The organism is Pseudomonas sp. MS19, assembly GCF_013277615.1.
Lineage (GTDB): Bacteria > Pseudomonadota > Gammaproteobacteria > Pseudomonadales > Pseudomonadaceae > Aquipseudomonas > Aquipseudomonas marincola.
Genome location: NZ_VBTO01000009.1, coordinates 162,451 through 187,981, shown reverse-complemented (window position 1 = coordinate 187,981; position 25,531 = coordinate 162,451). Strand labels below are relative to the sequence as shown.

The following is a 25,531-nucleotide window of genomic DNA, read 5'->3' as shown; positions in this document are numbered from 1 at the left end:
AGTTACAGTCTTGCAGCTGCACCCCAGACGAGCTGAATCGCTTCATCTGCGCTCGACTGGTGTACTTATTTGAGGAGTTACCGCGTGATGTCTCGCTTACCCGTTATTGTTGGTTTTGGTGGTTATAACGCAGCCGGCCGCAGTTCTTTTCACCACGGTTTCCGGCGTACGGTAATCGAGTCGCTCGACCTGGCCAGCCGCCAGGCCACCCTTGCAGGCCTCGCGGTGCTGATGAAACTGGTGCGCGTGGTAGACGGCCAGTATCAGACCCATGAAGGCACCGAACTGACATTAGCCGAGATCGACGAGCAATTCGCTCAAGTGATTCTGGCCTCGACACTGGTTCGCCGCATCGACAAGAAATACCTCGATGTTGATGCGGCCCACTGGCAAAAAAACATCACCATCGATGCCACCGCCGGCAACCCGCTGAGCTTCATCACCCTGCGCAAACAGTTGCCAGACCCGCTGCCCTCAGACTGGACAGTGGAAGACCTGAGCGCCAGCGAAGTGCGGGTTACTCTGTACGACAGCTGCGACTTCAAGATCGACAGCTACCGCGCTTTACCGGTGAAATCGGCCGGGCAATTGCCTACAGGTTTTGAGCCGAGTGAACTCTACAACGCCCGCTTCCACCCGCGCGGCCTGGCCATGACAGTCGTCGGCGCCACCGATGCGCTGCGCTCGACCGGCATCAACTGGCAAACCATTCTCAAGCACGTCGCGCCCGATGAAGTGGCGGTGTTCTCTGGCAGCATCATGAGCCAGCTGGACGAAAACGGTTACGGTGGCCTCATGCAATCTCGCCTCAAAGGCGGGCGCGTAACGGCCAAGCAGTTGCCGCTGGGCTTTAACAGCATGCCCACCGACTTCATCAACGCCTACGTGCTGGGCAGTGTCGGCACCACCGGCAGTATTACCGGCGCGTGCGCAACCTTCCTGTATAACCTGCAAAAAGGCATCGAGCACATTCAGTCCGGCAAGGCACGCGTGGTGCTTGTGGGTAACAGCGAGGCGCCGATCACTCAGGAATGCATCGAGGGTTATGGCGCCATGGGCGCACTGGCGACCGAGGAAGGCTTGCGCCAGATTGAAGGCACAGACGACGTCAACTTCCAGCGCGCCAGCCGTCCATTTGGCCATAACTGCGGTTTCACGCTGGCCGAATCCTGCCAGTACGTGATGCTGATGGACGACGAGCTGGCCATGGAGCTGGGCGCAGACATTCACGGCGCTGTGCCGGATGTATTTATCAACGCCGACGGCTTCAAGAAATCGATTTCAGCGCCTGGCCCGGGTAATTATCTGACCATGGCCAAGGCCGTAGCCAGCGCCACGCAGATTCTCGGCGCAGAAGCCGTGCGCACGCGCAGCTTCGTCCACGCCCACGGTTCCAGCACACCAGCCAACCGCACCACTGAATCCGACCTGCTCAACCGGATTGCCGCCACCTTCGGTATCGAAAGCTGGCCAATCACCGCCGCCAAGGCATTCGTCGGCCACTCACTGGCAACCGCCAGTGGCGATCAGGTTATCTCGGCCCTCGGCACCTTCAAGTACGGCCTGCTGCCCGGCATCAAAACCATCGATAAAGTGGCCGATGATGTGCACCAGCAACACCTGAGCATTGCCATCAAAGACCGCCAGTTGGGCGAGCAGGCGATGGATGTGTGCTTCGTCAACTCCAAGGGCTTTGGCGGCAACAACGCCAGCGGCGTGATCCTCGCGCCACACGTTGCCGAACGTATGTTGCGCAAGCGCTACGGAGAGGCGGCATGGGGCAATTACGTTGAACGCCGCGAGCAGACCCGGCGCAATGCCGAAACCTATGAGCGCAATGCCCTGCTCGGCCAACTCGACATCATCTACAACTTCGGCAATGACATGATCGATGACAGCCACATCGAACTGGGCACCGAACAAATCAGCATCCCTGGTTTCAGCCAGCCGCTGGTGTTCAAGAAAGATGATCGCTACAAAGACATGCTCGATTGAGTGAAACGGGGCGGCCAGCCAACCTGCCGCCCCGCTCCCCGAAACACCGTCCCCTCGCCGCGCACTGCAATTCCAACCGATTGATTGTTCGCTCGGCAGTGCAGGCTATTTTCCAGATGCTGGCTGGACGCCAAGGGCCGTTGATCACGACTCATTGCCCGCGCACCTTGGAATCTGCAAATAAAACCCCACTATTTAACTCAGGCATGTTTTCCCGCAGCGCGGCACCGAAGTGTCGAACGCTTAGCGCAACCGAATAGGCAGGGCTCATGAGTGAATTAGCAAAGACCAAGATTTCAATCCTCGACCTCGCGCCGATTCGTGACGACGGCGGTCCGCAGCAGGCCCTGCATAACTCACTGGCGCTGGCTCAGCATGCCGAGCGGCTGGGTTACGAGCGATTCTGGGTGGCTGAACACCACAACATGGATGGCATCGCCAGTTCGGCCACGGCGGTACTGCTCGGGTATCTGGCGGCAGGCACTTCGACCATTCGCCTCGGCTCTGGCGGCGTAATGCTGCCCAACCATGCGCCGCTGGTGATCGCCGAACAATTCGGCACGCTCGCCACCTTATATCCAGGGCGCATTGAACTGGGCCTGGGCCGTGCGCCAGGCGCTGACCAGTACACCGCGCATGCACTGCGTCGTGAGCGTTCCGGCAGCGCCGATGATTTCCCGGCTGACGTCGAAGAGTTGCAAGGGTATCTCGGCCCACGCACGCGCAATCAACGCGTCGTCGCCATGCCGGGCGCCGACACCAACGTACCGATCTGGCTGCTCGGTTCCAGCCTGTTCAGTGCGCAACTGGCCGGCATGAAAGGGTTGCCTTACGCGTTCGCCTCGCACTTTGCCCCGCGCATGATGCACGAGGCGATCCGGGTCTATCGCAATCACTTCAAACCCTCTGCCACCCTCGACAAACCTTACGTAATGCTCGGCGTGCCGCTGGTTGCCGCCGATACCGATGAGCATGCAGATTACCTTGTGACCTCGGTTTACCAGCGCATTCTGGCGCTGATTCGCGGCCAGAGCCTGGTCCAGCGCCCGCCCGTCGACAGCATGGAAGGCCTGTGGCTACCGCACGAACGTGCCGCTGTAGGAGATTTTCTGGGCATGGCCGTGGTTGGCGGTCCGGAGAAAGTGCGCGCACGCCTTGATGTGTTGCTGGAGCAGACCGGTGCTGACGAGCTGATATTTACCGGCGATCTGTACAACTTCGACGATCGCCTGCGCTCATTCGAAATTCTCGCGCAGCTACGCTAGGGTCTTTAAAGGCCTCGCCCCGGGCGAGGCCAGCCATTCGACGTGACCCAACCCAGTCAGGAGTCTGAGCATGGCAACCCTTTACCATCAGTTGATGATCAACGCGCCCGCCGCCAAGGTTTTCCAAGCACTCTCAACCATAGAGGGCATTGGCAATTGGTGGGACACGCCCAAAGCCGGCGAACACGAACAGCTGGCAGCATGGTTATTCGAGCCGGGCGCAGGCCACGACGTGCTGATAATGGCCGTCGATGAGTCTGTACCGAACAGCCGCATACTGTGGCGCTGCGTTAGCGAGCATGAAGAATCGAGCCCGGCATCGGCCTGGTTTGGCACCGGAATTGTCTTTGAGCTGGCGGCCAACGCCGACAAAACCATGTTGGAGTTTCGCCACGCCGGCTGGGACGAATCGAATCGATACCTCGGCTTCTGCAACTTCCAGTGGGCGATGTCACTCAAGGCGCTCAAGGACTACTGCGAACGCAGGTGAAACCCGGCCATGGAAAATATGCCCGGGCGTTGAGTGCGGCTAGAACGTACCGCAACGCAGAACTTCGCCTCGAGCCAGCTCATTGCGCTGTTCGTCATAAAGAAATGCCTGCGCGCTGCGCATGAGTGAACGCGCCTCCAGCCGGTAATGCTGGCCGGCGGCAAAGCTGTCGTAGCGCACACGAATTTCGCAGGTCACCTGAGTCGGTTCCGACATGTAACCACCGCCGCCATTAACCTCGAACTGGAAGCGCGAGATCAACTCATGGGCGCCGGGGCTGACCTCGAAATAGCGGCCATCGTCCCAGCGTTTACCGTCCAGCTTATCCGCCATCAAAAGCTCCCCTGCCACGGCAAAAGGCTCAACCCAAGCCTTGCCGGGGTCTGGTGCGGGTAACGGTGAAGAACAACCAGCCAGAACCAGCAGGCCGGCGGCAATGGATATGCGGCGCATGGTCACGCCTCCTGAATAGAGAGTCTCACTCAAGCATAGCTGGCTGCGCCCGGGTTATCCGCACCGACCTTCCTTGGCGCGGGCAAGCTCCTGATTATGTTCATCATAAAGTTTGGCCCAGGCGCGGAATCCGGTATTTCCGGCTTCCAGACGGTAGCGCTGCCCCTTGGCAAAGTCGGCGTAGACCAATTTCACCTCGCAGCGCCGGCTCAAGGCGGAACTGCTGGAGCCCACATTGCTGCCATCAACCTTGAACAATACGCGTGCAACCAGTTCATGGCGGCCAGGCGTTACCTGAAAATATTCCCAGTCATCGACCGGCTTGTCGTCGACTTTATAAGCGAACAGGCGATTATCGCGATTGGTGCTCAAATCGACCCAGGCCTGCTCGGAATCATAGGCCCACATATGGGCACAGCCACTCAGCAACATCACACCCGCAACCAGTAACGGACCACGCATACAGAGACTCCAGAGCAAAGTGCGTCAGGCTGGCGAAATCACCTGCGATTGCAGTAGTGTCGCGCCATGCCCAAATTCATATCACCCCTACTCGACCGCCTCTCACTGCGCTGGGTTCCCCTGCTCGGGGCTTTGGCGCTGAGCGGTTGCAGCAGCGTCGACTATTACAGCCAGCTTCTCGGCGGCCAGTACGCCTTGCTCAGCAGCCGCGAACCGGTTGCCGAAATCGTCGCCAACCCGGCACAAAATCCGCAGTTACGTATGCGCCTGGCCCTGTCACAGCAGGCCCGCGACTTCGCCAGCAGCGCACTGGCATTGCCGGACAACAACAGTTATCGCCTGTATGCAGATATAAAGCGGCCGTTTGTGGTGTGGAACGTGTTCGCAACGCCCGAGTTCTCGCTGGACCCCGAGCTGTATTGCTTCCCCATTGCCGGCTGCGTGGCGTATCGCGGTTTCTATGACCAGAATCGCGCACGCGGCGCCAAAGCCCTGCTGCAACTGCAGGGGCTCGACACTTACATGGGCGGGGTCGAGGCCTACTCGACGCTGGGCTGGTTCGATGACCCGATTCTCAACACCATGCTGCGCTGGAGTGATCAGCGGCTGGTGGCGGTTATCTTCCATGAATTAGCCCATCAAAAACTCTATGTGCCAGGCGACACTGCGTTCAACGAATCCTTCGCCACATTCGTCGAGCAACAAGGCTGGCGGCAGTGGCATCAAGCTCATCCGGATTCAGCTGCGCAGGCGCCAAACCAGCAAGTGTTAAAGCAGCGCGCTGAATTTACCGAGTTGGTGCTGGCCAGCCGTGAACGCCTGAAAACGCTCTACGCCAGCGGCCAGACACCCGAACAGATGCGCGCTGGGAAACAGGCCGAATTCGAACAATTACGCCGCAACTACCGCGCGCTACGCGACAGTCAATGGGGCGGCACAGGCGCTTACGACAGCTGGATTGAAGCGCCGATGAATAACGCCAAGCTGCTGCCATTCGGCCTCTACGACCAGTGGGTTACAGCCTTTGCCGTGTTGTTCGAGCAAGCCAATGGCGACTGGACCAGGTTCTACGCGCAAGCTGCAAAAATTGGCGCCCTGACTCCGGATGAACGCAAGGCGCGGCTTGAGCAATTGCAACAAACCGCAGCGCCGCAAAGCGCACAGGACACTGAAGAACCGCAGCTGTAGTTGTTGAGCTGACGATATCTGTAAACAGTGCGCGGGAGCGGCATCGACGGCCATTGGCATTTCACAGATGCCTGCAAAACAAACCCCTGTGGATAAAACTAGTGGCTAATCGCCGTGTCCAAACAATATCAATCGATGTTTGCGAGGCAATTACCATGAAACGCGCGATGCAAAAATGCAGCGCTGTAATTCTCCTGACCCTGCTCAGCAGCGCAGCGCTGGCCGCAGTCAAACCCTGCGAAGAGCTTAAGCAGGAGATCGAGGAAAAAATTCAGGCCGCGGGCGTGGCCAGCTACACGCTGGAGATCGTGCCTAATGATGAGGTCAGCGATGAGACGATGGTAGTGGGGAGCTGCGATGGCGGCACCCAGAAAATCATCTATCAGCGTAACGACTGACCAGCCGTCATCAGGCTAGCCAGCAAACGCCTGATGCAGCTGCATGACAGACTCGAAATGATAGTTCGGGGCTTGCGCCTCAAGCTCTTCACGGCTGCCGAATCCGTAACCAACCGCCGCCACATCAAGGCCATTTTGCTGCCCGCCGATAAGGTCGTGCTTGCGGTCGCCAATCATCAGCGAACGTTCGGGCGCGATGCCTTCACACGCCAACAGATGGGCAATCAACTCGACCTTGTTGGTACGGGTGCCGTCCAGCTCACTGCCGTAGATCACCTTGAAGTGACGCGAGAAGCCGAAGTGTTCGGCGATCTTGCTGGCAAACACTGTTGGTTTGCTGGTCGCGATGTACAGGGTTCGCTGCTGCGCCTCAAGCATGTGCAAAAGCTCGCTGATACCGGCAAACACCTGATTCTCATACAGCCCGACATCGGCAAACCGCTCCCGATAGAAGTTCACCGCTTGCCAGCCACGGGCCTCGTCCATCGCGTAGGTCTGCATAAAGCACTGCAGCAGCGGCGGGCCGATAAAGTGTTCAAGCGCCTGTAAATCCGGCTCATCAATTCCCAGTCGCGCCAGGGCGAACTGCACCGAACGGGTGATGCCCTCACGCGGGTCGGTGAGTGTGCCATCGAGGTCAAACAGAATGTTCTGGTAATGCATAAGCCGCCCGCGCAAAGCCGAGAGTATGAAGTGGCGCCACCTTACAAAAAAGCGCGCGCCGATCAAACCGCCAACGCACATCTGGACCATAACCATTCAACTATCTGGCCGTTGTGCATGGCGCATCTGGTGGTCATTGTCAGACTGCAAAGGTACAGCGCCCGATAGATTTCGCCGCTGCCAATGACAATAAAAACCAAGAGAGGCCGAGCATGTCGAAAGAGGTTAAGCCGACCGAACGTGGCATTCACGCGTTATATGCCGAAGATCCGTTGAAAGCAGAGAAGCTATTGTGGGACCGCGAACCTGAGTCTGATCGCCGCGGATTTCTCAAACGCAGCAGCTTGCTGGCGATGGCCTCCGCCTTGGGAGCAAGTATTCCTTTCGCCCGTTACTTGCCGCTGGGCATGATCCCCGCCGGGCTGGCACATGCTGAAGAGCCGTTCAGCATTGAGGGCAAAGATGGCCTCAAGGTGCTTAACGACCGACCGCTGAACGCCGAAACACCGGCCCACTTATTGGATGATGCAATCACCCCGGCACGGCATATGTTTGTCCGCAACAACGGTATTGTGCCGGCACCCAAAGAGCTGGATGCCGCCAACTGGACGCTGGAAATTGCTGGCGAGTCCTGCGTTACGCCGACCACCTTCTCAATTGCCGATTTACAGTCGCGCTTCAAGCACTACACCTATCAACTGGTGATTGAGTGCGGCGGCAACGGCCGCAGCGAGTTTGTGCCTGCTGCCAGCGGCAACCAATGGACAGTGGGCGCTGTCGGCTGCCCAACCTTCACCGGCGTGCGTTTGCGTGACGTGCTCGAAGCCTGCGGGATCAAGAAGGATGCGGTGTATATCGGCTATTACGGCGCCGATTTACACCCCAGTGGCGACCCGAGCAAACATGCCATATCGCGCGGCGTGCCCATGTCCAAGGCGTTGGAGGATGAAACCCTGATTGCCTGGGCCATGAACGATCAGGCGATTCCTTATCTCAACGGCCAGCCATTGCGACTGGTCTGCGGCGGCTGGCCTGCCTCGACATCGGGCAAGTGGCTGAAAAAGATTGTGGTGCGCAACAAGGTTCACGATGGCAACAAAATGGCAGCGCCGTCTTACAGCGTGCCGAAATACCCGGTGGCGCCCGGCAGCGAAGTGCCACCTGAAGACATGCAGATTATTCACTCGATGCCAGTGAAATCGCTGATCACCTTCCCAAAATCCGGAATCAGCCAGCCACTCGCTAAAACATTGCAGGTACGTGGTCACGCATGGGCGGGCGACCTTGAAGTGAGTGAAATGCATGTATCCACAGACTTCGGCGTAACCTGGCAAAAGGCCAAGCTCGAATCGCCGGCGAATCGTCTGGCGTGGCAGCACTGGAGCGCCGACCTGAGTTTTGCCGAAAAGGGCTATTACGAAGTTTGGGCGCGGGCAGTCGACAGTGAAGGCAAATCGCAACCGATGCTGGTCCCCGGCTGGAACCCCAAGGGCTATTTGAATAACGCCTGCCATCGCATCGCGGTGCAAATCGTTTAGGAGAACCCATGGCCCACTCATTCACCTTAGGCCTGGTCATGCTCGGGTTGTTATCGGCACCCGTTCATGCAGCCGAAACCGATCCGGCAAGCGGCCTGATCATCGCTGATGGCTGGGAAACCGTGCGCAATAACTGCACGGCGTGTCACTCGGCCAAACTGGTTACGCAGAACAGTGGCAGCCGCCAACATTGGCTCTCGCTGATTCGCTGGATGCAGGACAAACAAGGGCTTTGGCCCTTTGACCCGAAAACTGAGACGGTGATTCTCGACTACTTGAGTAGCGAGTATGGTGCCAAGGCCGAAACCCGGCGACCGGCGCTGCTGGCCGAACAACTGCCGGATAATCCTCTGCGCAAACCCGCCGCTAAACCGGCGCAGTAAAGCCATGTGCCCGGCCCGCAGTGCGGGCCGGTTACGTTTCAGTGCGAGTAGCCTTCCATCAGGTGCTGGTCTTTCAGGCGCACGTAATTGTCCGCGGTGTAGCGGAAGTAGCTGAGTTCCTTTTCGGTAAGCGCGCGGGCTTGTTTGGCCGGGCTACCGACATACAGATAACCACTTTGCAGGCGCTTGCCGGGCGGCACCAGGCTGCCGGCGCCGAGCACGACTTCATCCTCGATCACCACGCCGTCCATGACGATGCTGCCCATGCCGATCAGAATCCGGTTGCCAATGCTGCAACCGTGCAGCGTAACCTTGTGGCCCACCGTGACATCGTCGCCAATATTCAGCGGGTAGCCGGCCGGATTGAACGGCCCGGCGTGGGTGATGTGCAACACGCTGCCATCCTGAATACTGCTGCGCTGACCAATGCGAATGCTGTGCATGTCGCCGCGAATGACCACCAGCGGCCAGACCGAGCTGTCGTCACCGATCTCGACATCGCCCAACACCACAGAAGTCGGGTCAACGAACACCCGCTCGCCAAGTTGCGGAGTGAATTGCTGAAAAGAACGAATGGACACGATAGTTTCCTCTTGGCTGCGATTCGTCTGAATTCTAATTATTATGGCTGCCATGTGGGTTGTTAATTCGCCATCGCGACCCAATTAACCTGTTATTACGGCTGAACTGCTGTGGATAAGTTCGCGCTTTTCACGCTCGACAATCCCCGGCTCAGCCAAGCCATTCTCTGAACGCAAGGTGCCTGCCTGTGACCGCTAGCAATCCGCTACTCCAGAACTTCGATCTGCCGCCTTATTCAGCCATTCGCCCTGAGCACGTAGAGCCGGCGATTGATGCCATTCTTGCTGACAACCGCGCCGCGATGGCCAAGTTGCTTGACGAACAGGCGAGCGCGCCGACGTGGGCAGGGCTGGTGTTGCCACTTGATGAGATGAATGAGCGCCTGGGTCGTGCATGGAGCCCGGTGAGCCATTTGAATGCGGTGTGCAATAACGCCGAACTGCGTGGCGCTTATGAGGCGTGCCTGCCGAAGCTGTCGGAATACTGGACCGAAATCGGCCAGAACCAGACGCTGTTCAAGGCTTATCAAGCGCTCGCCAACAGCCCGGAAGCGGCAGGCTACGACGTCGCCCAGAACACTATTTTGCAACACGCCCTGCGTGACTTCCGCTTGTCTGGTATCGACCTGCCAGAAGCCCAGCAGCAGCGTTACGGCGCCATCCAGATGAAACTCTCGGAGTTGGCCAGCCGTTTCTCTAACCAGCTGCTGGACGCAACTCAGGCCTGGAGCAAGCACATCACCGACGAGGCTGACCTTGCCGGCCTCACCGAGTCGGCAAAAATGCAGATGGCTCAGGCCGCACAGGCCAAAGGCCTTGAAGGCTGGCTAGTGACGCTGGAATTCCCAAGCTACTTCGCGGTGATCACCTACGCCGATGACCGCGCCCTGCGTGAAGAAATTTACGCCGCCTACTGTACCCGCGCCTCGGACCAGGGCCCGAACGCTGGCCAGAACGACAATACGCCGGTCATGGCCGAGATTCTCGAACTGCGCCAAGAGCTGGCCAAGCTGCTCGACTACGCCAACTTCTCCGAGTTGAGCCTTGCCAGCAAGATGGCCGAGAGCAACGAGCAGGTGCTCAACTTCCTGCGTGATCTGGCCGTGCGCAGCAAGCCTTTCGCAGCTCAGGACCTGGCTGAACTGCAAGCCTTTGCTGCCGAGCAGGGCTGTAACGATCTACAGAGCTGGGACGTTGGCTACTACGGCGAAAAGCTGCGCGAACAGCGTTACAGCATCTCGCAAGAAACCCTGCGCGCCTACTTCCCGGTCGACAAAGTACTCAGCGGCCTGTTCGCCATTGTCGAGAAGCTTTACGGCATCCAGATCAAGGAGCTGAGCGGCTTCGACAGCTGGCATGCAGATGTACGCCTGTTCGAGATCAGCGAGAACGGCCAGCCGGTCGGACGCTTCTTCTTTGACCTTTATGCCCGCGCCAACAAGCGCGGCGGTGCCTGGATGGATGGCGCACGTGACAAGCGTCGCGCTGCCGATGGCACGCTGATCAGCCCGGTGGCGAATCTGGTGTGCAACTTCACCCCGGCGGTTGGCGGCAAGCCTGCGCTGCTGACCCACGATGAAGTCACTACGCTGTTCCACGAATTCGGTCACGGCCTGCATCACCTGCTCACCCGCGTTGAACACGCCGGTGCCTCGGGCATTAACGGTGTGGCGTGGGATGCGGTCGAACTGCCAAGCCAGTTCATGGAAAACTGGTGCTGGGAGCCGGAAGGTCTGGCGCTGATTTCGGCCCATTACGACTCGGGCGAAGCCTTGCCTGAAGACTTGCTCGACAAGATGCTGGCGGCGAAAAACTTCCAGTCCGGCCTGATGATGGTGCGTCAGCTGGAGTTCTCGCTGTTCGACTTCGAACTGCATGCCACCCATGGCGATGGCCGCAGTGTGATGCAGGTGCTGGAAAGCATCCGCGATGAAGTCTCAGTGCTGCGTCCGCCCCAGTACAACCGCTTCCCCAACAGCTTTGCGCACATCTTCGCCGGCGGCTACGCAGCGGGTTACTACAGCTACAAGTGGGCTGAAGTGTTGTCTGCCGATGCCTTCTCGCGGTTCGAGGAAGAAGGCGTGTTCAACAGTGAAACCGGCCGTGCATTCCGTGAAGCGATTCTGGCCCGCGGTGGCTCGCAGGAGCCGATGGTATTGTTCGTTGACTTCCGTGGCCGCGAACCAAGCATCGATGCACTGCTGCGCCATCTGGGCCTGACTCAGGAGGCAGCATGAGTGACGCACCCCGTCAGGTGACGCCCAAGCGCTTTATCGCCGGTGCTGTATGCCCGGCGTGTAGCGCGCAGGACACGGTAAAAATGTGGGACGAGGACGGCGTGCCGCATCGCGAGTGCGTGAGCTGCGGTTACATCGACACGCTCAACGCACAGGGCCAGTCGGTGCCGAAAGAACTCGGCACCCGGGTCAATAAGGCCGCGGCCAAACCGGTGCAGCCGAAAGGCCAGACAGTTCAGTTCTTCCCCAACCCGAAACTGAAAAAGCCTGCCGAGTAATGTGGCATTTAACCTGTGGCGATTTGGCGGCCGAAAGCATCAAGCCCCTGCTTGATGAGCAAGCGGCCAAAACGCTGCGGGTTATGCGCGACGATCTGGCCGTTGGCCCGCTGCACGATGTGGATGCAGCACCTTGTGCTGCGCGGGCAGCTTTCTGGCAGCAGGTGTGGCCGCAAAGCGTGCAGCCGCAACCCGACTTCTGCAGCGCTTTAAGCGAAGATGCCCAGTGGCTGGCTGCGCTGAACCAGCAAACGCAAGCTGTGACCGTCTGGCATGGCGACAGCTGTTCAGAGCAACTGTTGCTGGCCCGCGTTGCTGCGGCGCTGGAACACTCTCAAGTTGCGCTTTTCGAGGTGGCCTGTGGCAGCGGTGATAGCCGGGTGGCCACGCGCAAAGCCGTTTCAATGCGCGCGCCACAGGAGCTGGTTGCGCTGTATCAGCCGAAGCGCATTGCGGCCGATCGCCAACAGCAACTTGCTGCGCAGTGGCGCGCTGTACTCGCGGATTCATCCGGGGTCAGACGCTGGCAGCACGGCCAGTTCAGCGGCGAAGATTACACCGCGACAGACCAGCGTTTGCTGCACTTTGCCCAAGCACAGTGGCTGCCTCTAACGCGGGTCATGACATGCGTAATGGCCGAGTGCGACGGCTTCTTTGCCACCGACTTTTTCCTCTGGTGGCGGGTGCGCGAACTCGCCGCGAATGGGCAACTGTTGCTTGCCTCGCCGCCAGAGCAAAACCTTGCTGAGCAACAGGTAAAGCGCGCATAACAATCGCAATCGTGGCGGACGCTAACGAAAGAACTCGCCTGGCGTTGCACCGAAATGCTGGCGAAATGCGGCGATAAAAGCCGAAATCGAATCGTAACCACAGGCCAATGCCACATCAGTTACGCGCGCGCCCTGCTCCAGTGGCGTCAATGCGCCCAGCAGGCGTGAGCGCTGGCGCCAGGCGCGAAACGTAAGGCCGGTGTCCTGCACAAACAAACGGCTCAGGGTGCGCTCCGAGACGCCGAGAAGCTGGCTCCAGTCGGCCAGTGTGGCATGCTGCTCAGGATTATCCTGCAGGCTCAGACACAGTTGTTGCAGCCTTGAATCGTGCGGCATTGGCAGCACCAGATCGACTTCCCGCGCCACCCGCAACTGATCCAGCAACACTTGCGCAAGCCGTCCGCCCTCGCCGGCCTCATCGTATTCCGCCGGCAGTTCGCTGAATGCGCTGATCAGTTCGCGCAGTAACGGACTCACCGCCAGCACCCGACAGCTATCCGCCGCCCAGCCAGTCACCGAGCAGTCGATATACAGGCTGCGCATTTCGGTGCGCGAGGAACTCGACACCTGATGCACCAGCCCGGCCGGCACCCAAACGGCACGCTGCGGCGGGGCGACATAACGGGCGTTTTCAGTTTGCACTTCCAGCACCCCGGCAATCGCATAAGACAATTGCACCCACGGATGACTGTGCCGAAATGTCAGTGCCCGGTTCGGCAACGACTCGACACGGCCATAAAGCGGGCGCGGCAAGGCTTGCAGCTCGGGGAGCGAGCGGTGCACGGCGCTGTTTTGTCTGTTTGGCGACATTCGCTGACTCTTTGGCGTTAGCCGGAAATTTGTCAACAGAGTAGTGTCTGTCTCAACCTGCCTGCAAGTACGAGATTTGAACATGTCACTCAAGCGTTTCCTGCCCGATAACTTCACCTGCGCACTGGTTGCAGTGGTCGCCATCGCCAGCCTGTTTCCCGCCAGCGGCCAAACGGCGGTGGCCTTCGGATGGATCACCAACCTTGCCATCGGCCTGCTGTTTTTCCTGCACGGCGCCAAGCTCTCACGCCAGGCGATCATTGCCGGTGCCGGCCACTGGCGTCTGCATTTGCTGGTGTTCGCCTGCACCTTCATCCTGTTCCCATTGCTGGGGCTGGCGCTGAAACCCTTGCTGTCGCCGATGGTCGGCGATGAGTTGTATCTGGGCATGCTCTATCTCTGCGCCCTGCCCGCCACCGTGCAGTCGGCTATCGCCTTCACCTCGCTGGCGCGCGGCAACATTCCAGCGGCTATTTGCAGTGCGGCGGCCTCCAGCTTGTTTGGCATTTTCCTGACGCCGATTCTGGTCGCACTGCTGCTGAATGTGCACGGTGAAGCCGGTTCTACGCTCGATGCGATTGGCAAGATCACCCTGCAATTACTCGTGCCCTTTGTCGCCGGCCAGATTGCCCGGCGCTGGATTGGCGAGTGGGTCGGCCGCAACAAGAATTGGCTGAAATTCGTCGATCAAAGCTCGATTCTGCTGGTGGTCTACACCGCCTTCAGCGCCGCAGTTATCGAAGGGCTGTGGCATCAAGTGCCGCTGCAAACACTTATCGGTCTGGTTGTGGCTTGCTGCATTCTGCTGGCGTTGGCGCTGCTGGCGACACACCTGCTGGGCAAGTGGTTGGGCTTCAATACTGAAGACCGCATTACCATTCTTTTCTGCGGCTCGAAAAAGAGCCTCGCCACCGGCGTACCGATGGCTCAGGTGTTATTTGCCAGCAGCACCATCGGCCTGCTGATTCTGCCGCTGATGCTGTTCCACCAAATTCAATTGATGGTCTGCGCGGTCATCGCCCAGCGTTATGCGCAGCGCCCCGAAGGCATCAACATCACTGCAACCGACCAGCCAACCGGCTCCAAAGGCTGACACCACAGGTCGACGCCCATCGTTAGAGAGGAGCCAGAGCAGGCGCGTTTGCTCAAGCTGAACGCAATCTTCATGCATCCGTTATGCAACCCATAACCGCTCGGCTGGCAGGCCCAAAATCGCCTTGCCAGTCGCCTGGTTCTGCGGTTGTCTGGCTGGGTGCAGCGCAGAACCACAAGGAGGTTTGCCATGCAATTTGGAATCAAGGGACAACCGGCTCCCGAACTGCGAATAACCGATTGGGTGGATCGACACGGCCAGCCCATAGCGCCTTTCCGGCTCAGCGAGCATGACGGCAAGGTGCGTGTTATCTACTGTTTCCAAGCATGGTGCCCGGGCTGCCACAGTCACGGCTTCCCGACTCTGCAGAGCCTGATTACTGAATTCAAAGACCAACCTGTGGTGTTTGCCGTGGTGCAGAGCGTGTTCGAAGGGCACCGCGAAAACGGCCCCGAGAAACGCGCGGAAAACGCCGAGCTTTACCAGCTCGATCTGCCCTTCGGTCAGGACGACGGATTGCCGCGCCCCACAATCATGAGTGACTACCGCACTGGCGGCACGCCGTGGTTTATCGTGATTGACCGCAATGGCGTGGTTGTCGCCAACAACTATCGTCCGGAAAATCTCGCCGCAACCATCAGCGCCGCACTCGACAGCTCACCGGCCGAACCATCGCCAAGCCGGATCACGGTCAGCCACAATCCGGCGCATCAGCGCTTCGAGGTCGACTTTGGCGACGGCGCCAGCGGCCAGCTGATTTATCGCAAAGAGGGCCAAACCCTGTACCTGACGCACACCGAAGTTCCCGCTAATCGTCGTGGCGAGGGTTTGGGCGCGATCCTGATGGAACACTGCCTGGAAGCTATCGAGAAGCTTGGCTACAGGGTGGTGCCGGTGTGCTCGTACACCCGCGTCTATCTGATCCGGGCTAAGCGCTGGGCGCATTTGCTGGCGAAAGGTTAAACCGACAAACAGTTGCAAAGGCCTCGATTTTATACTGTATATTTAGCCAGTAAAATTCGAGGCTATTTTATGAACGCTCCCCTGCCACCCCGCGGGCGCGGCACTGCCAGCAACCCTGCAAACCGCTACGCACCGACGCAGATAATCGCCAGTGATGACGGCTGGTTTCAGGAAGTACCGCCCACGCAGGCGACCGAAGTGCGCCTCGAAACAGCCAAATCGATCATCACCCGCAATCAGTCGCCCGATTTGCCGTTTGATCGCTCGATCAATCCGTACCGTGGCTGTGAGCACGGCTGCATTTACTGCTACGCAAGGCCCAGCCATGCGTACTGGGATCTGTCCCCCGGCATCGATTTCGAGACCCGGCTCATCGCCAAACACAATGCCCCGGCCATGCTTGAACAGCAGTTGAGCAAGCCCGGTTACGTGTGTGCGCCGATCAACCTTGGCTCCAATACCGACCCGTATCAGCCTATCGAGCGCCAGCAACAATTGACCCGGCGCACCCTTGAAGTGCTGCTCAATTATCGTCATCCGCTGACCATCATCACCAAGGGCTCGCTGATCTTGCGCGACCTCGACCTGCTCACTGAGTTAGCCAGGCAGCGTTTGGTGGCGGTGATGATCAGCCTGACCACGCTGGACGATGAGCTTAAGCGTATTCTGGAGCCGCGCGCCGCTTCGCCATCCGCAAGGCTGCGGGCGATTCGGGTGCTGCGCGAAAATCGTATTCCGGTGGGCGTGTTGTGTTCACCCATGATCCCGATGATCAACGACATGGAGCTTGAGCATCTGGTTGAGGCGGCGGCGCAAGCGGGCGCGCAAAGTGCGTCTTACATGTTTTTGCGCTTGCCGCGTGAAGTGGCGCCACTGTTCGAGGAGTGGCTGCACGCGCATTATCCGCAGCGCGCCGAGCATGTCTTGAGTCTGGTGCGCCAAAGCCGTGGCGGCGAGCTTTACGACAGTCGCTTTGGCAAGCGTTTCAGCGGCGAAGGCGCATTTGCCGAGCTGCTCTCGCAACGCTTCAAGGTGGCGCTCAAGCGCAATGGTCTGGCGCAGCGCGAGCGCTTCAATCTCGATTGCTCGGCGTTCTGTCCGCCCGGCGGTCAGCTGTCGCTGCTGTAGCCCTGCGCTTTGCCGAACAGGCCGGAACGGTAATAAACTTGGAGTTTATTACACGCAACTGTGACCCGAACTCCTTGTAATGTGTCCAGTCTTAACTGGGCTTGCCAGTAGCACGCTGTACTGGCGCCCGCCGATTTCAGCAGGTTGATAGAGGTTTGCAGCATGGGTAAATTTAATCCGTCTAATGCTCAGCACGCCGCAAGCGCCGAAGTTGCGCTGCAGCACATCACTGATGGCGTTCAGCGCTTTCGTGAGAATGTATTCCCTGAGCAACAAGCACTGTTCAAGAAACTCGCGCACCAGCAAACCCCGCACGCGATGTTTATCACATGCGCTGACTCGCGCATTGTTCCCGAACTGATTACTCAGAGCGATCCGGGCGACCTTTTTGTCACCCGTAACGTCGGTAACGTTGTGCCGCCTTACGGCCAGATGATGGGCGGCGTTTCTACCGCCATCGAATACGCGGTAATGGCGCTGGGCGTACACCACATCATCATCTGCGGCCACTCCGACTGCGGTGCGATGAAAGCAGTTCTTGACCCGCAAACCCTCGAACGCATGCCGACCGTCAAGGCCTGGCTGCGCCATGCCGAGGTGGCAAAAACCGTAGTAGCGGAAAACTGCGGCTGCGCGGATCACAGCACATTGGGCACGCTGACCGAAGAGAACGTCATCGCTCAGCTCGACCATCTGCGCACGCATCCGTCGGTCGCCGCGCGACTGGCCAGCGGGCAGTTGTTTATTCATGGCTGGATGTACGACATTGAAACCGGCGAAATTCGCGGCTACGACGCGGAGAGCGGCAACTTCAAGAAGATCGGGGACGGTCCTCTGCCGATGGCCACACCCCGCGCGCGTTATCTCAATTCGCAGTCATCAGACAGCTGATTGAATATCCGCCTGCTGTAGCTCCAGCTCAACCCCGAGCTGGCGCGACAAGCATGGCCAGCGCTTCCAGGCAGCCTCGACCGTCGGGTCGTTGAGGCGCTCACGGTAAGCATGCACCGAGGCCTGATCAAAGGTCTCGCTGTCGAGCAATCCGTCTAGCGCCTGCTGCACTGCCTCATCCAGCTGGTTGGCAAACGTCTCGCCAATCAGTTGATGAGCAATCAGATTGGCCACCGTGGTATCCAGCGGAATCAGCGGCTGGCCAAGGTGGGCGATATAGCGGTCGTTAACTTCCTCCACCAGCCGGTGCGCCAGATAAGCCTCATCCAGCAGGCAATCGAGCCCCTCATGCCCGGCCATGACTGGTGGCGGGTGCAGAAAGAACTCTTCGGCAACTTTCAGTACAGGTTTGATCTGCAACTCGATACCCGCTTCACGCGCCACCTGATTGGCTGCGTCGAGCATGTCGGGCACCTGCTCGATGTAAGCGTGCACAAACCGGCCAAGCACACCTGCGGTATCGGCTCCGGTAAGCCGGATAGCCGGATGCAGGGCATCAATGCTGGCAGACAATTGATCGGCGAGACGCGGCTGTTGCGCCTCCTGTTGCTGGGCGCGCTGAATCAGCGTGCGCAAAGCGGCAATATTCATGACTACTCCATAACCAGGACATGAACGACTACATTAGCTGGAGAATCTCCAGCGCTAAGATTTGATTGTCATAATTTATTAACGCTTATGCGACAGCGCTATATCCCGGTGCACAAAAAAACTTTGTCGCCCCAGACCCGCACTGCCTCTAAGACACGCTCGACAACGCCACGGAGTTTTTCGGTTTGGCATTGCGGGCCGACAAGTGGCGTCTATACTCGAATTCGAAAGGCAGTATCTGATGGAACCGGACGGGCTTTAGGCACGGATAGGTTTCGACAGTTGTCGCCAGTTCCTTGGCAGTCGATCCCTTAGCCGCAGGCTTCGCCGGCGGGATAACAAGAACCATAAGGGGAACCCGCAATGTCGCGACATCCACACGTTTGGATGGGTATCCTGCTGTGGTTGGTTTTCGGCACCGCTCAGGCCAGTTGGACCACCAACATGACCCCTGGCGCGACCGAAGTCAGCCGCTCGGTATTCGACCTGCACATGACCATTTTCTGGATCTGCGTCGTCATCGGCGTTGTGGTCTTTGGTGCCATGATCTGGTCGATGATTATCCATCGTCGCTCCACCGGCCAGGAGCCTGCACACTTCCATGAAAGCACCACTGTCGAGATTCTCTGGACAGTCGTGCCCCTGCTGATTCTGGTAGTCATGGCGGTGCCTGCAACCAAGACCCTGATCAATATCTACGACAGTTCGGAGTCGGATCTCGACATCCAGGTCACGGGCTATCAGTGGAAATGGCACTACAAATATCTGGGCCAGGATGTTGAGTTCTTCAGCAACCTGACCACGCCGCAAGCCCAAATCAATAATCAGGAAGCCAAAGGCGAGAATTACCTGCGCGAGGTCGATAACCCGCTGGTGATTCCGGTGGACGCCAAAGTGCGCTTTTTGATCACGTCAGCAGACGTCATACATGCGTGGTGGGTGCCGGCGATGGCGGTGAAGAAAGACGCCATCCCCGGTTTCATCAACGAATCCTGGACACGCATGGACACACCCGGCACCTATCGCGGCCAATGCGCCGAGTTGTGCGGCAAGGACCACGGTTTCATGCCGATTGTGGTCGAGGTCAAATCCAAGCCGGACTTCGAAGCCTGGCTGGCCAAGCGTAAGGAAGAAGCGCTGGCCGAGAAGGAACTGACCAGCAAGGAGTGGACGCTGGAAGAACTCAGCGCCCGCGGCGAAAAAGCCTATGCCACCAACTGCGCCTCATGCCACCAGGCCAACGGCGAAGGTTTACCGCCAATGTTCCCGGCGCTGAAAGGCTCATCAGTCGCAACCGGCCCGGCCGAGGAGCATATCCACACCGTGGTCGAGGGCCGTCCTGGCACTGCAATGGCCGCGTTCGGCAAGCAACTGTCGGAAGTCGATATCGCTGCAATCATCACTTACGAGCGCAATGCCTGGGGTAACAAAGTGGGCGACATGGTTACGCCTAAAGACATCCTCGATTTCAAAAAGGCTAAGGAGTAAGGGACATGAGTGCAGTGATCGATCACGGTCATGCCGGACATGACCATCACCACGGCCCGGCCAAGGGGCTGATGCGTTGGGTGTTGACCACCAACCACAAAGACATCGGCACCATGTACCTGTGGTTCAGCTTCGCCATGTTCCTTCTCGGCGGCAGCTTTGCCATGGTTATCCGCGCCGAACTGTTCCAGCCGGGCTTGCAGATTGTCCAGCCGGAATTCTTCAACCAGATGACCACCATGCACGGGCTGGTGATGGTTTTCGGTGCGGTAATGCCCGCGTTTGTCGGCCTGGCCAACTGGATGATTCCGCTGATGGTCGGCGCGCCGGACATGGCCCTGCCACGCATGAACAACTTCAGCTTCTGGTTGCTTCCCGCGGCGTTTGCGCTGTTGGTCAGCACCTTGTTCATGGAAGGCGGTGGACCGAACTTCGGCTGGACGTTCTACGCCCCGCTCTCGACCACTTACGCGCCCGCCAGCGTGACCTTTTTCATTTTCGCCATTCACCTGATGGGCTTCAGCTCGATCATGGGCGCGATCAACGTGATCGCCACCATCCTCAACCTGCGCGCCCCCGGCATGACGCTGATGAAAATGCCGCTGTTCGTCTGGACCTGGCTGATTACCGCCTTCCTGCTGATCGCCGTGATGCCGGTCTTGGCGGGCGTGGTGACCATGATGCTGATGGACATCCACTTCGGCACCAGCTTCTTCAGTGCGGCCGGCGGTGGTGATCCGGTGCTGTTCCAGCATGTGTTCTGGTTCTTCGGCCACCCCGAGGTGTACATCATGATCCTGCCTGCCTTCGGCGCAGTCAGCTCGATCATCCCGACCTTCGCCCGTAAACCGCTGTTCGGTTACACCTCGATGGTTTACGCGACCGCCTCGATTGCCCTGCTGTCGTTTCTGGTCTGGGCGCACCATATGTTCACCGTGGGCATTCCGCTCACCGGCGAGCTGTTCTTCATGTACGCGACCATGTTGATTGCTGTGCCTACCGGGGTGAAGGTATTCAACTGGGCCAGCACCATGTGGCAGGGTTCGATGACCTTCGAGGCGCCGATGCTGTTCTCGGTGGCCTTCGTGATTCTGTTCACCATCGGCGGCTTTTCCGGGCTGATGCTGGCCATCGCACCGGCAGACTTCCAGTATCACGACACCTACTTTGTGGTCGCGCACTTCCACTATGTACTGGTGCCAGGCGCCATCTTCGGCATCTTCGCTTCGGCGTATTACTGGCTGCCAAAGTGGACCGGGCACATGTACGACGAGACCCTCGCCAAGCTGCATTTCTGGATGAGCTTCATCGGCATGAACATGGCGTTCTTCCCGATGCACTTTGTCGGGCTGGCAGGCATGCCGCGGCGTATTCCCGACTACAACATGATGTTCGCCAACTTCAACATGATCTCAAGCATTGGCGCATTCGCCTTCGGGGCCACGCAGTTGCTGTTCCTGTTCATCGTCATCAAGTGCATCCGTGGCGGCAAGCCGGCTCCGGCAAAACCGTGGGACGGTGCCGATGGCCTGGAGTGGACTGTGCCTTCACCGGCGCCGTACCACACCTTCTCCACTCCGCCTGAAGTGAAGTAGCCATGTCGACCTCGACAGACATCTCACGCCTGATCAAACGCCTGGTCGTTGTGGTGGTGCTGATGTTCGCCTTCGGTTTTGCCCTAGTGCCGATTTACGACGTGATGTGCAAAGCGTTCGGCATCAATGGCAAACCCGATGGCACGGCCTACGAAGGCACGCAGGTGATTGATGACAGCCGCGAAGTACGGGTGCAGTTTCTGGCCACCAACAGCGCCGACATGAGCTGGGACTTCTACCCGGAAGGTGACGAAATCACGGTCAATCCCGGCGGCGTCAACCAGATGCTGTTTGTCGCCCACAACCCGACCGACAAGCCCATGACGGCGCAGGCGATTCCGAGCATCGCGCCCTCCGAGGCTGCCGCTTACTTTCACAAGACCGAGTGTTTTTGCTTTAGCCAACAAGTGCTGCAACCCGGCGAAAGAGTCGAGATGCCAGTGCGCTTCATTGTTGATCGCGACATGCCCAAGGATGTGCGTCACCTGACGCTGTCCTACACCCTGTTTGATGTGACTGCGCGTAAACCACCTGTCGCACAGGTGAGCCAATAAGGAGAACAAAGATGGCCGGGGCAAAAACTCATGACCCGTATTACGTTCCCGCTCAAAGCAAATGGCCAATAATCGCCACTGTCGGCATGTTCGTCACCGTTTTCGGGGTCGGCACCTGGTTCAACGACATGAAGGCCGGCCATGAATCATCCCACGGCCCGCTGATTTTCTTCTGCGGCGGGTTGGTGCTGGCCTACATGCTGTTCGGCTGGTTCGGCGCGGTCATCAAAGAGAGCCGGGGCGGCTTGTACAGCCCGCAAATGGACCGCTCGTTCCGCTGGGGCATGAGCTGGTTCATCTTCTCCGAGGTGATGTTCTTTGCTGCCTTCTTTGGCGCCCTGTTCTATGTCCGACATTTCGCCGGACCGTGGCTGGGCGGCGAAGGCGACAAGGGCGTAGCCAACATGCTCTGGCCCGGTTTTGAATTTTCCTGGCCACTGCTGAATACGCCAGACCCGCAAAAATACCCGGCGCCGGAAGGCATAATCAGCCCTTGGGGCTTGCCGCTGCTGAACACCATTTTGCTGGTGTCTTCCAGCGTGACCCTGACGCTGGCGCACCATGCCATGCGCAAAAACCATCGCACGCAGCTGAAGGTCTGGCTGGCGCTCACCATCATCCTGGGCCTGGCGTTTCTCGGCTTTCAGGCCGAGGAATACATCCACGCCTATAACGAATTGGGCCTGACACTCGGCTCAGGCATCTACGGCGCGACCTTCTTCATGCTCACCGGATTTCACGGGGCGCACGTAACGCTGGGTGTGCTGATGCTGTCGATCATGTTTATCCGCATCCTCAAAGGGCACTTCAATGCCGACCAGCATTTCGGCTTCGAAGCCGCCAGTTGGTATTGGCACTTTGTGGATGTGGTGTGGATCGGCCTGTTCGTATTCGTCTACGTGCTGTGAGTCTGTCAGCGGACTGCTTGCGGCCCGCTTTACCACGTGACATGCGAGGCCAGTTGGCCCGTGTAAAAACCCCAGGCAATCAGTGCCACAGTCAGAACCGCCAGAGAGACCCGAACAGTAAGCGCGTTAACCACCCGTGAGGTGCGGCTCTCGTCCTTGACCAGAAAGAACAGGCTGCTGAACAGACTGACCAGCGTGGCCAGTAACAGCAAAACGATCGCGGCTTTGAGCATTCATGGACTCCTTGGTGAGCAGTGAAGTGATAAGGGGAAATGATGCAATGCAGCTTGAGTATAGTCCGCCAGCAACAGCCAGCCGGGAGCGCGCCATGAGCCGCTTTCGCCCTGGCTGGCTGCCTACCTGCGTGGTCTTGCTGCTGTTGCCGGTACTTATCGGGCTGGGCTTCTGGCAGCTCCAGCGCGCGCAGGAAAAGCGCGAAATCATGGCGGCCAATACCCTGCGGGAAATGGCCGCGCCCATCAGCCTGCTGCAAGCGCAAACGCTGGCAAAACCGGCTTACACCCGGGTAAAGCTGGTCGGCCGTTTCGACGCGGAGCACAGCCTGTATCTGGATAACAGCATTCGCGACGGGCATGTCGGCCTCGAAGTGCTGCAACCCTTTTTCGATCAGGCCAGCGGCCTTTGGGTGCTGCTCAATCGCGGTTGGCTGGCGTGGCCGGATCGTCGCGTGCAGCCGACGTTGAATACGCCGCAAGGCCCGCAAAGTGTTATCGCCGAAGTCTATGTGCCGCTCGGTGGCGGGCTCAATCTGGCCAACAGCGAGGCGGGCAAAGGCTGGCCGCAGTTAATCAGCAAAGTCACGCCAACAGACGTTTGGCAACGCCTGCAGCGCGACGGCTACAGCTACGAAATGCGCCTCGAAAGTGGCGCCGGTGCTCTGCACACAGGCTGGCCAGTAGTGGCCATGTCGCCTGACACCCATACAGGTTATGCCGTGCAGTGGTTTGCCATGTCGGCGGCGCTGCTCGGTTTGTTTATTTACCTTGGTTTGCACAATGCGCGGGAGACTCGCCATGAACCCAGCAATCACCTTGCCTGAAGTGTCGCCGCAACGTCGCTGGCGCGGCCGTTTGCAGTTAATCCTGATTCTGACCATTGTGATTGGCCCGATGATTCTGGCCACGGCCATGTATCAGTGGCGCTTCTGGGTGCCCGATGCGCGCAATTATCACGGTGAACTGCTGGGCACCGGAACTGGCGTTGCCGATCTGGGCGTTGTCGGCGATCAGAACAAACGCTGGCAGTTGCTGGTCACCGCGCCCGACAGTTGCAATACCGATTGCAAGCAACTGGTGTATCTGGCCCGGCAGATCAATATCGGCCTGAACCGCGAAGCCACCCGCGCCACTCACGCCATTGCGCTGTCCCAGCCGTTGCAGGCCGACTACGACGCGCTGCTCAAGCGCGAATTCCCGCAGCTGTCGCGCTACACCCTCGAGCCGCAAGCCTATGCCGCCACTGTCAGCAAAACGGCCGGCAAGCTCGATGCGCCGCAACTGTGGATCGTCGATCCACACGGCAATCTGGTGCTGCGTTACGCCAACGGCACCAGCGGCAAGGAGATTTTGAAAGACCTGATTCTGCTGCTGAAAATTTCACGCATCGGTTAAAGGCAACGCTGAATACCTAACAAGAGGCGCCCTCGCGCTCAACAGTAAGGCGATAACCATGACCAAACCGGCTTATCGAATTGCCCTGCTCGCCACCCTTCTGGCATTGCTTGTCGTGATGCTCGGCGCCTACACGCGCCTCAGCCATGCCGGCCTCGGTTGCCCGGACTGGCCTGGCTGCTATGGCTTTATCGGCGTGCCGATGAGCGAGCACAAGCAAGCGCTGGCCGAAACACGTTTCCCTGCTGCACCGGTTGAGGTCGCCAAGGGTTGGGCCGAGATGATTCACCGCTACTTTGCCGGCAGTCTGGGTCTGGTCATTCTGGGCTTGGCGATACATGCGCTGCGCAATCGGCACCTGCCTGATCAGCCACTGAAACTGCCGGTGTTTTTGCTCGGGCTGGTTATTGTGCAGGCCGCATTTGGTATGTGGACGGTCACGCTAAAGTTGTGGCCGCAAGTGGTAACCGCACACTTGCTCGGCGGTTTCTCGACGCTTTCCCTGTTGTTTTTGCTGACGCTGCGTCTCTCGGGAAAATTTGCCGTGTTGCCGGACATCAGCCAACGCACGCGGCGTCTGGCAATGCTGGGATTGGCGCTGGTAATCGGCCAGATAGCACTGGGCGGCTGGGTCAGCAGCAATTACGCCGCGGTGGCCTGCGTCGATCTGCCAACCTGCCACGGCCAATGGTGGCCAAACATGGACTTTGCCAACGGCTTTCACCTGACCCAGCACATCGGCCCCAACTATCTGGGCGGCCAACTCGACAGCGACGCCCGCACCGCCATTCACATGACCCACCGCATCGGCGCCGTGCTGGTGACGCTCACCCTGCTGACTCTCGCCTGGCAATTGCGCGCTCAGGGCCTGCCAAAGCTTTCGTTACTGCTGGTTCTGGCTCTGCTGACTCAGGTCAGTCTGGGCATCAGCAATGTCCTGCTGCACCTGCCACTTGCCGTGGCGGTGGCGCACAACGCCTGCGGCGCGGGCCTGTTGCTGTGCCTGGTACTGATCAACTATCGGCTGCGCCCGGTTGCTCTGCCAGCGAGTTCATCCGCAAAACAAATGGCATCGCTGCCGATCAAGTCGCTGCGTACGGAATAACAATAACGACGAG

General features: G+C 58.9%; 28 protein-coding genes. 21 read left to right on the top strand and 7 right to left on the bottom strand.

All coding sequences use genetic code 11. The features are described 5' to 3' along the window. Positions 1-87 precede the first annotated feature (87 nt). The 3 genes from FEZ62_RS11220 to FEZ62_RS11210 all read left to right on the top strand — a co-directional run bounded on the left by FEZ62_RS11220 (position 88) and on the right by FEZ62_RS11210 (position 3,750). Complete coding sequence (locus tag FEZ62_RS11220; RefSeq protein ID WP_172927702.1) at positions 88-1,995, top strand: beta-ketoacyl synthase; 1,908 nt, start codon at positions 88-90, stop codon at positions 1,993-1,995. Positions 1,996-2,264: 269 nt separating this feature from the next. Continuing rightward, positions 2,265-3,260, top strand: a complete 996-nt coding sequence (locus FEZ62_RS11215) for an LLM class flavin-dependent oxidoreductase (RefSeq protein ID WP_172927701.1) — start codon at positions 2,265-2,267, stop codon at positions 3,258-3,260. A gap of 70 nt (positions 3,261-3,330) precedes the next feature. Beyond that, positions 3,331-3,750: an SRPBCC domain-containing protein gene (locus FEZ62_RS11210; protein WP_172927700.1), complete on the top strand. Its 420-nt coding sequence runs from the start codon at positions 3,331-3,333 to the stop codon at positions 3,748-3,750. Positions 3,751-3,789: 39 nt separating this feature from the next. On the opposite strand, the gene FEZ62_RS11205 is transcribed toward FEZ62_RS11210, so the two are convergent. Continuing rightward, a complete protein-coding gene (locus FEZ62_RS11205; protein WP_069902379.1) occupies positions 3,790-4,203 on the bottom strand; it encodes a hypothetical protein in 414 nt (137 codons plus the stop codon). Between the two features lie 54 nt (positions 4,204-4,257). Beyond that, on the bottom strand, positions 4,258-4,665 hold the full coding sequence (locus tag FEZ62_RS11200) for a hypothetical protein (protein ID WP_172927699.1): 408 nt from the start codon (positions 4,663-4,665) through the stop codon (positions 4,258-4,260). Between the two features lie 66 nt (positions 4,666-4,731). On the opposite strand from FEZ62_RS11200, the gene FEZ62_RS11195 reads away from it, so the two are divergent. Both FEZ62_RS11195 and FEZ62_RS11190 read left to right on the top strand, forming a co-directional pair. Continuing rightward, positions 4,732-5,853 carry an aminopeptidase gene (locus FEZ62_RS11195; protein ID WP_172927698.1) on the top strand — a complete coding sequence of 374 codons (1,122 nt, stop codon included), beginning with the start codon at positions 4,732-4,734 and terminating at the stop codon, positions 5,851-5,853. A 167-nt stretch (positions 5,854-6,020) separates the two neighbouring features. Beyond that, on the top strand, positions 6,021-6,251 hold the full coding sequence (locus FEZ62_RS11190; RefSeq protein ID WP_069902376.1) for a DUF1161 domain-containing protein: 231 nt from the start codon (positions 6,021-6,023) through the stop codon (positions 6,249-6,251). Positions 6,252-6,266: 15 nt separating this feature from the next. Here the strand turns inward: FEZ62_RS11190 and FEZ62_RS11185 are convergent, their stop codons facing one another. Then, positions 6,267-6,914, bottom strand: a complete 648-nt coding sequence (locus tag FEZ62_RS11185; RefSeq protein ID WP_172927697.1) for an HAD family hydrolase — start codon at positions 6,912-6,914, stop codon at positions 6,267-6,269. 212 nt (positions 6,915-7,126) lie between these two features. Between FEZ62_RS11185 and FEZ62_RS11180 the strand changes: the two genes are divergently transcribed. Then, positions 7,127-8,452, top strand: a complete 1,326-nt coding sequence (locus FEZ62_RS11180) for a sulfite oxidase (RefSeq protein WP_069902653.1) — start codon at positions 7,127-7,129, stop codon at positions 8,450-8,452. A gap of 8 nt (positions 8,453-8,460) precedes the next feature. After that, a complete protein-coding gene (locus FEZ62_RS11175; protein ID WP_172927696.1) occupies positions 8,461-8,835 on the top strand; it encodes a hypothetical protein in 375 nt (124 codons plus the stop codon). Positions 8,836-8,873: 38 nt separating this feature from the next. Here FEZ62_RS11175 and FEZ62_RS11170 read toward each other — a convergent pair whose 3' ends face one another. Further along, entirely contained in the window at positions 8,874-9,416 is a 543-nt protein-coding gene (locus FEZ62_RS11170; RefSeq protein WP_069902373.1) for a gamma carbonic anhydrase family protein, read from the bottom strand. A 188-nt stretch (positions 9,417-9,604) separates the two neighbouring features. Here FEZ62_RS11170 and prlC point away from each other — a divergent pair, with 188 nt between their 5' ends. The 3 genes from prlC to FEZ62_RS11155 are packed head-to-tail and all read left to right on the top strand — an operon-like array spanning position 9,605 to position 12,701. Next, complete coding sequence (gene prlC / locus FEZ62_RS11165) at positions 9,605-11,653, top strand: oligopeptidase A (protein ID WP_172927695.1); 2,049 nt, start codon at positions 9,605-9,607, stop codon at positions 11,651-11,653. Continuing rightward, a complete protein-coding gene (locus FEZ62_RS11160) occupies positions 11,650-11,931 on the top strand; it encodes a YheV family putative zinc ribbon protein (protein ID WP_069902371.1) in 282 nt (93 codons plus the stop codon). Before prlC ends, FEZ62_RS11160 begins: the two co-directional genes overlap by 4 nt. After that, entirely contained in the window at positions 11,931-12,701 is a 771-nt protein-coding gene (locus FEZ62_RS11155; protein WP_172927694.1) for a DUF1835 domain-containing protein, read from the top strand. Before FEZ62_RS11160 ends, FEZ62_RS11155 begins: the two co-directional genes overlap by 1 nt. Positions 12,702-12,722: 21 nt before the next feature. Here FEZ62_RS11155 and FEZ62_RS11150 read toward each other — a convergent pair whose 3' ends face one another. Further along, complete coding sequence (locus FEZ62_RS11150; protein WP_172927693.1) at positions 12,723-13,511, bottom strand: helix-turn-helix transcriptional regulator; 789 nt, start codon at positions 13,509-13,511, stop codon at positions 12,723-12,725. 82 nt (positions 13,512-13,593) lie between these two features. On the opposite strand from FEZ62_RS11150, the gene FEZ62_RS11145 reads away from it, so the two are divergent. The 4 genes from FEZ62_RS11145 to FEZ62_RS11130 all read left to right on the top strand — a co-directional run bounded on the left by FEZ62_RS11145 (position 13,594) and on the right by FEZ62_RS11130 (position 17,586). Beyond that, positions 13,594-14,604 (top strand): bile acid:sodium symporter family protein, encoded by a 1,011-nt coding sequence (locus tag FEZ62_RS11145; protein WP_172927692.1) that lies wholly within the window; start codon positions 13,594-13,596, stop codon positions 14,602-14,604. Positions 14,605-14,793: 189 nt separating this feature from the next. Beyond that, positions 14,794-15,567 (top strand): N-acetyltransferase, encoded by a 774-nt coding sequence (locus FEZ62_RS11140; protein WP_172927691.1) that lies wholly within the window; start codon positions 14,794-14,796, stop codon positions 15,565-15,567. A gap of 69 nt (positions 15,568-15,636) precedes the next feature. After that, positions 15,637-16,695 carry a PA0069 family radical SAM protein gene (locus FEZ62_RS11135; protein ID WP_172927690.1) on the top strand — a complete coding sequence of 353 codons (1,059 nt, stop codon included), beginning with the start codon at positions 15,637-15,639 and terminating at the stop codon, positions 16,693-16,695. Positions 16,696-16,857: 162 nt separating this feature from the next. Then, complete coding sequence (locus tag FEZ62_RS11130) at positions 16,858-17,586, top strand: carbonic anhydrase (protein ID WP_069902364.1); 729 nt, start codon at positions 16,858-16,860, stop codon at positions 17,584-17,586. On the opposite strand, the gene FEZ62_RS11125 is transcribed toward FEZ62_RS11130, so the two are convergent. Beyond that, positions 17,575-18,237, bottom strand: a complete 663-nt coding sequence (locus FEZ62_RS11125; RefSeq protein ID WP_069902363.1) for a hypothetical protein — start codon at positions 18,235-18,237, stop codon at positions 17,575-17,577. The two genes, FEZ62_RS11130 and FEZ62_RS11125, sit on opposite strands and share 12 nt — an antisense overlap. Positions 18,238-18,600: 363 nt before the next feature. Here FEZ62_RS11125 and coxB point away from each other — a divergent pair, with 363 nt between their 5' ends. From coxB to FEZ62_RS11105, 4 genes are read left to right on the top strand one after another with little or no spacing between them, the layout of a single operon-like run. Continuing rightward, on the top strand, positions 18,601-19,725 hold the full coding sequence (gene coxB / locus FEZ62_RS11120; RefSeq protein WP_075723414.1) for a cytochrome c oxidase subunit II: 1,125 nt from the start codon (positions 18,601-18,603) through the stop codon (positions 19,723-19,725). Positions 19,726-19,730: 5 nt separating this feature from the next. Further along, on the top strand, positions 19,731-21,320 hold the full coding sequence (ctaD, locus tag FEZ62_RS11115) for a cytochrome c oxidase subunit I (RefSeq protein WP_069902361.1): 1,590 nt from the start codon (positions 19,731-19,733) through the stop codon (positions 21,318-21,320). A gap of 2 nt (positions 21,321-21,322) precedes the next feature. Then, the gene (locus tag FEZ62_RS11110) at positions 21,323-21,874 is read left to right on the top strand and encodes a cytochrome c oxidase assembly protein (RefSeq protein ID WP_172927689.1); all 552 of its coding nucleotides are present in this window, start codon (positions 21,323-21,325) and stop codon (positions 21,872-21,874) included. An 11-nt stretch (positions 21,875-21,885) separates the two neighbouring features. After that, positions 21,886-22,782, top strand: coding sequence for a cytochrome c oxidase subunit 3 (locus tag FEZ62_RS11105; RefSeq protein WP_172927688.1), 897 nt, complete (start codon positions 21,886-21,888; stop codon positions 22,780-22,782). 29 nt (positions 22,783-22,811) lie between these two features. On the opposite strand, the gene FEZ62_RS11100 is transcribed toward FEZ62_RS11105, so the two are convergent. After that, positions 22,812-23,015: a twin transmembrane helix small protein gene (locus tag FEZ62_RS11100; RefSeq protein WP_172927687.1), complete on the bottom strand. Its 204-nt coding sequence runs from the start codon at positions 23,013-23,015 to the stop codon at positions 22,812-22,814. Positions 23,016-23,110: 95 nt separating this feature from the next. Here FEZ62_RS11100 and FEZ62_RS11095 point away from each other — a divergent pair, with 95 nt between their 5' ends. From FEZ62_RS11095 to FEZ62_RS11085, 3 genes are read left to right on the top strand one after another with little or no spacing between them, the layout of a single operon-like run. Beyond that, entirely contained in the window at positions 23,111-23,842 is a 732-nt protein-coding gene (locus FEZ62_RS11095) for an SURF1 family protein (RefSeq protein ID WP_172927686.1), read from the top strand. Continuing rightward, the gene (locus tag FEZ62_RS11090; protein WP_172927685.1) at positions 23,817-24,413 is read left to right on the top strand and encodes a hypothetical protein; all 597 of its coding nucleotides are present in this window, start codon (positions 23,817-23,819) and stop codon (positions 24,411-24,413) included. Before FEZ62_RS11095 ends, FEZ62_RS11090 begins: the two co-directional genes overlap by 26 nt. 58 nt (positions 24,414-24,471) lie before the next feature. Next, complete coding sequence (locus FEZ62_RS11085) at positions 24,472-25,518, top strand: COX15/CtaA family protein (RefSeq protein WP_172927684.1); 1,047 nt, start codon at positions 24,472-24,474, stop codon at positions 25,516-25,518. Positions 25,519-25,531 lie beyond the last annotated feature (13 nt).

What these genes read in the sequence shown, in the direction of transcription:
- FEZ62_RS11160 (WP_069902371.1), top strand. Translation starts at nt 11,650, where the DNA reads ATGAGTGACGCACCCCGTCAGGTGACGCCCAAGCGCTTTATCGCCGGT.
- FEZ62_RS11140 (WP_172927691.1), top strand. Translation starts at nt 14,794, where the DNA reads ATGCAATTTGGAATCAAGGGACAACCGGCTCCCGAACTGCGAATAACC.
- FEZ62_RS11185 (WP_172927697.1), bottom strand. Translation starts at nt 6,914, where the DNA reads ATGCATTACCAGAACATTCTGTTTGACCTCGATGGCACACTCACCGAC.
- FEZ62_RS11110 (WP_172927689.1), top strand. Translation starts at nt 21,323, where the DNA reads ATGTCGACCTCGACAGACATCTCACGCCTGATCAAACGCCTGGTCGTT.
- FEZ62_RS11220 (WP_172927702.1), top strand. Translation starts at nt 88, where the DNA reads ATGTCTCGCTTACCCGTTATTGTTGGTTTTGGTGGTTATAACGCAGCC.
- FEZ62_RS11150 (WP_172927693.1), bottom strand. Translation starts at nt 13,511, where the DNA reads ATGTCGCCAAACAGACAAAACAGCGCCGTGCACCGCTCGCTCCCCGAG.
- FEZ62_RS11145 (WP_172927692.1), top strand. Translation starts at nt 13,594, where the DNA reads ATGTCACTCAAGCGTTTCCTGCCCGATAACTTCACCTGCGCACTGGTT.
- FEZ62_RS11200 (WP_172927699.1), bottom strand. Translation starts at nt 4,665, where the DNA reads ATGCGTGGTCCGTTACTGGTTGCGGGTGTGATGTTGCTGAGTGGCTGT.
- coxB (WP_075723414.1), top strand. Translation starts at nt 18,601, where the DNA reads ATGTCGCGACATCCACACGTTTGGATGGGTATCCTGCTGTGGTTGGTT.
- FEZ62_RS11180 (WP_069902653.1), top strand. Translation starts at nt 7,127, where the DNA reads ATGTCGAAAGAGGTTAAGCCGACCGAACGTGGCATTCACGCGTTATAT.
- FEZ62_RS11130 (WP_069902364.1), top strand. Translation starts at nt 16,858, where the DNA reads ATGGGTAAATTTAATCCGTCTAATGCTCAGCACGCCGCAAGCGCCGAA.
- FEZ62_RS11195 (WP_172927698.1), top strand. Translation starts at nt 4,732, where the DNA reads ATGCCCAAATTCATATCACCCCTACTCGACCGCCTCTCACTGCGCTGG.
- FEZ62_RS11175 (WP_172927696.1), top strand. Translation starts at nt 8,461, where the DNA reads ATGGCCCACTCATTCACCTTAGGCCTGGTCATGCTCGGGTTGTTATCG.
- FEZ62_RS11190 (WP_069902376.1), top strand. Translation starts at nt 6,021, where the DNA reads ATGCAAAAATGCAGCGCTGTAATTCTCCTGACCCTGCTCAGCAGCGCA.
- FEZ62_RS11210 (WP_172927700.1), top strand. Translation starts at nt 3,331, where the DNA reads ATGGCAACCCTTTACCATCAGTTGATGATCAACGCGCCCGCCGCCAAG.
- FEZ62_RS11095 (WP_172927686.1), top strand. Translation starts at nt 23,111, where the DNA reads ATGAGCCGCTTTCGCCCTGGCTGGCTGCCTACCTGCGTGGTCTTGCTG.
- FEZ62_RS11125 (WP_069902363.1), bottom strand. Translation starts at nt 18,237, where the DNA reads ATGAATATTGCCGCTTTGCGCACGCTGATTCAGCGCGCCCAGCAACAG.
- FEZ62_RS11090 (WP_172927685.1), top strand. Translation starts at nt 23,817, where the DNA reads ATGAACCCAGCAATCACCTTGCCTGAAGTGTCGCCGCAACGTCGCTGG.
- FEZ62_RS11105 (WP_172927688.1), top strand. Translation starts at nt 21,886, where the DNA reads ATGGCCGGGGCAAAAACTCATGACCCGTATTACGTTCCCGCTCAAAGC.
- FEZ62_RS11135 (WP_172927690.1), top strand. Translation starts at nt 15,637, where the DNA reads ATGAACGCTCCCCTGCCACCCCGCGGGCGCGGCACTGCCAGCAACCCT.
- FEZ62_RS11205 (WP_069902379.1), bottom strand. Translation starts at nt 4,203, where the DNA reads ATGCGCCGCATATCCATTGCCGCCGGCCTGCTGGTTCTGGCTGGTTGT.
- ctaD (WP_069902361.1), top strand. Translation starts at nt 19,731, where the DNA reads ATGAGTGCAGTGATCGATCACGGTCATGCCGGACATGACCATCACCAC.
- FEZ62_RS11215 (WP_172927701.1), top strand. Translation starts at nt 2,265, where the DNA reads ATGAGTGAATTAGCAAAGACCAAGATTTCAATCCTCGACCTCGCGCCG.
- FEZ62_RS11155 (WP_172927694.1), top strand. Translation starts at nt 11,931, where the DNA reads ATGTGGCATTTAACCTGTGGCGATTTGGCGGCCGAAAGCATCAAGCCC.
- FEZ62_RS11100 (WP_172927687.1), bottom strand. Translation starts at nt 23,015, where the DNA reads ATGCTCAAAGCCGCGATCGTTTTGCTGTTACTGGCCACGCTGGTCAGT.
- FEZ62_RS11085 (WP_172927684.1), top strand. Translation starts at nt 24,472, where the DNA reads ATGACCAAACCGGCTTATCGAATTGCCCTGCTCGCCACCCTTCTGGCA.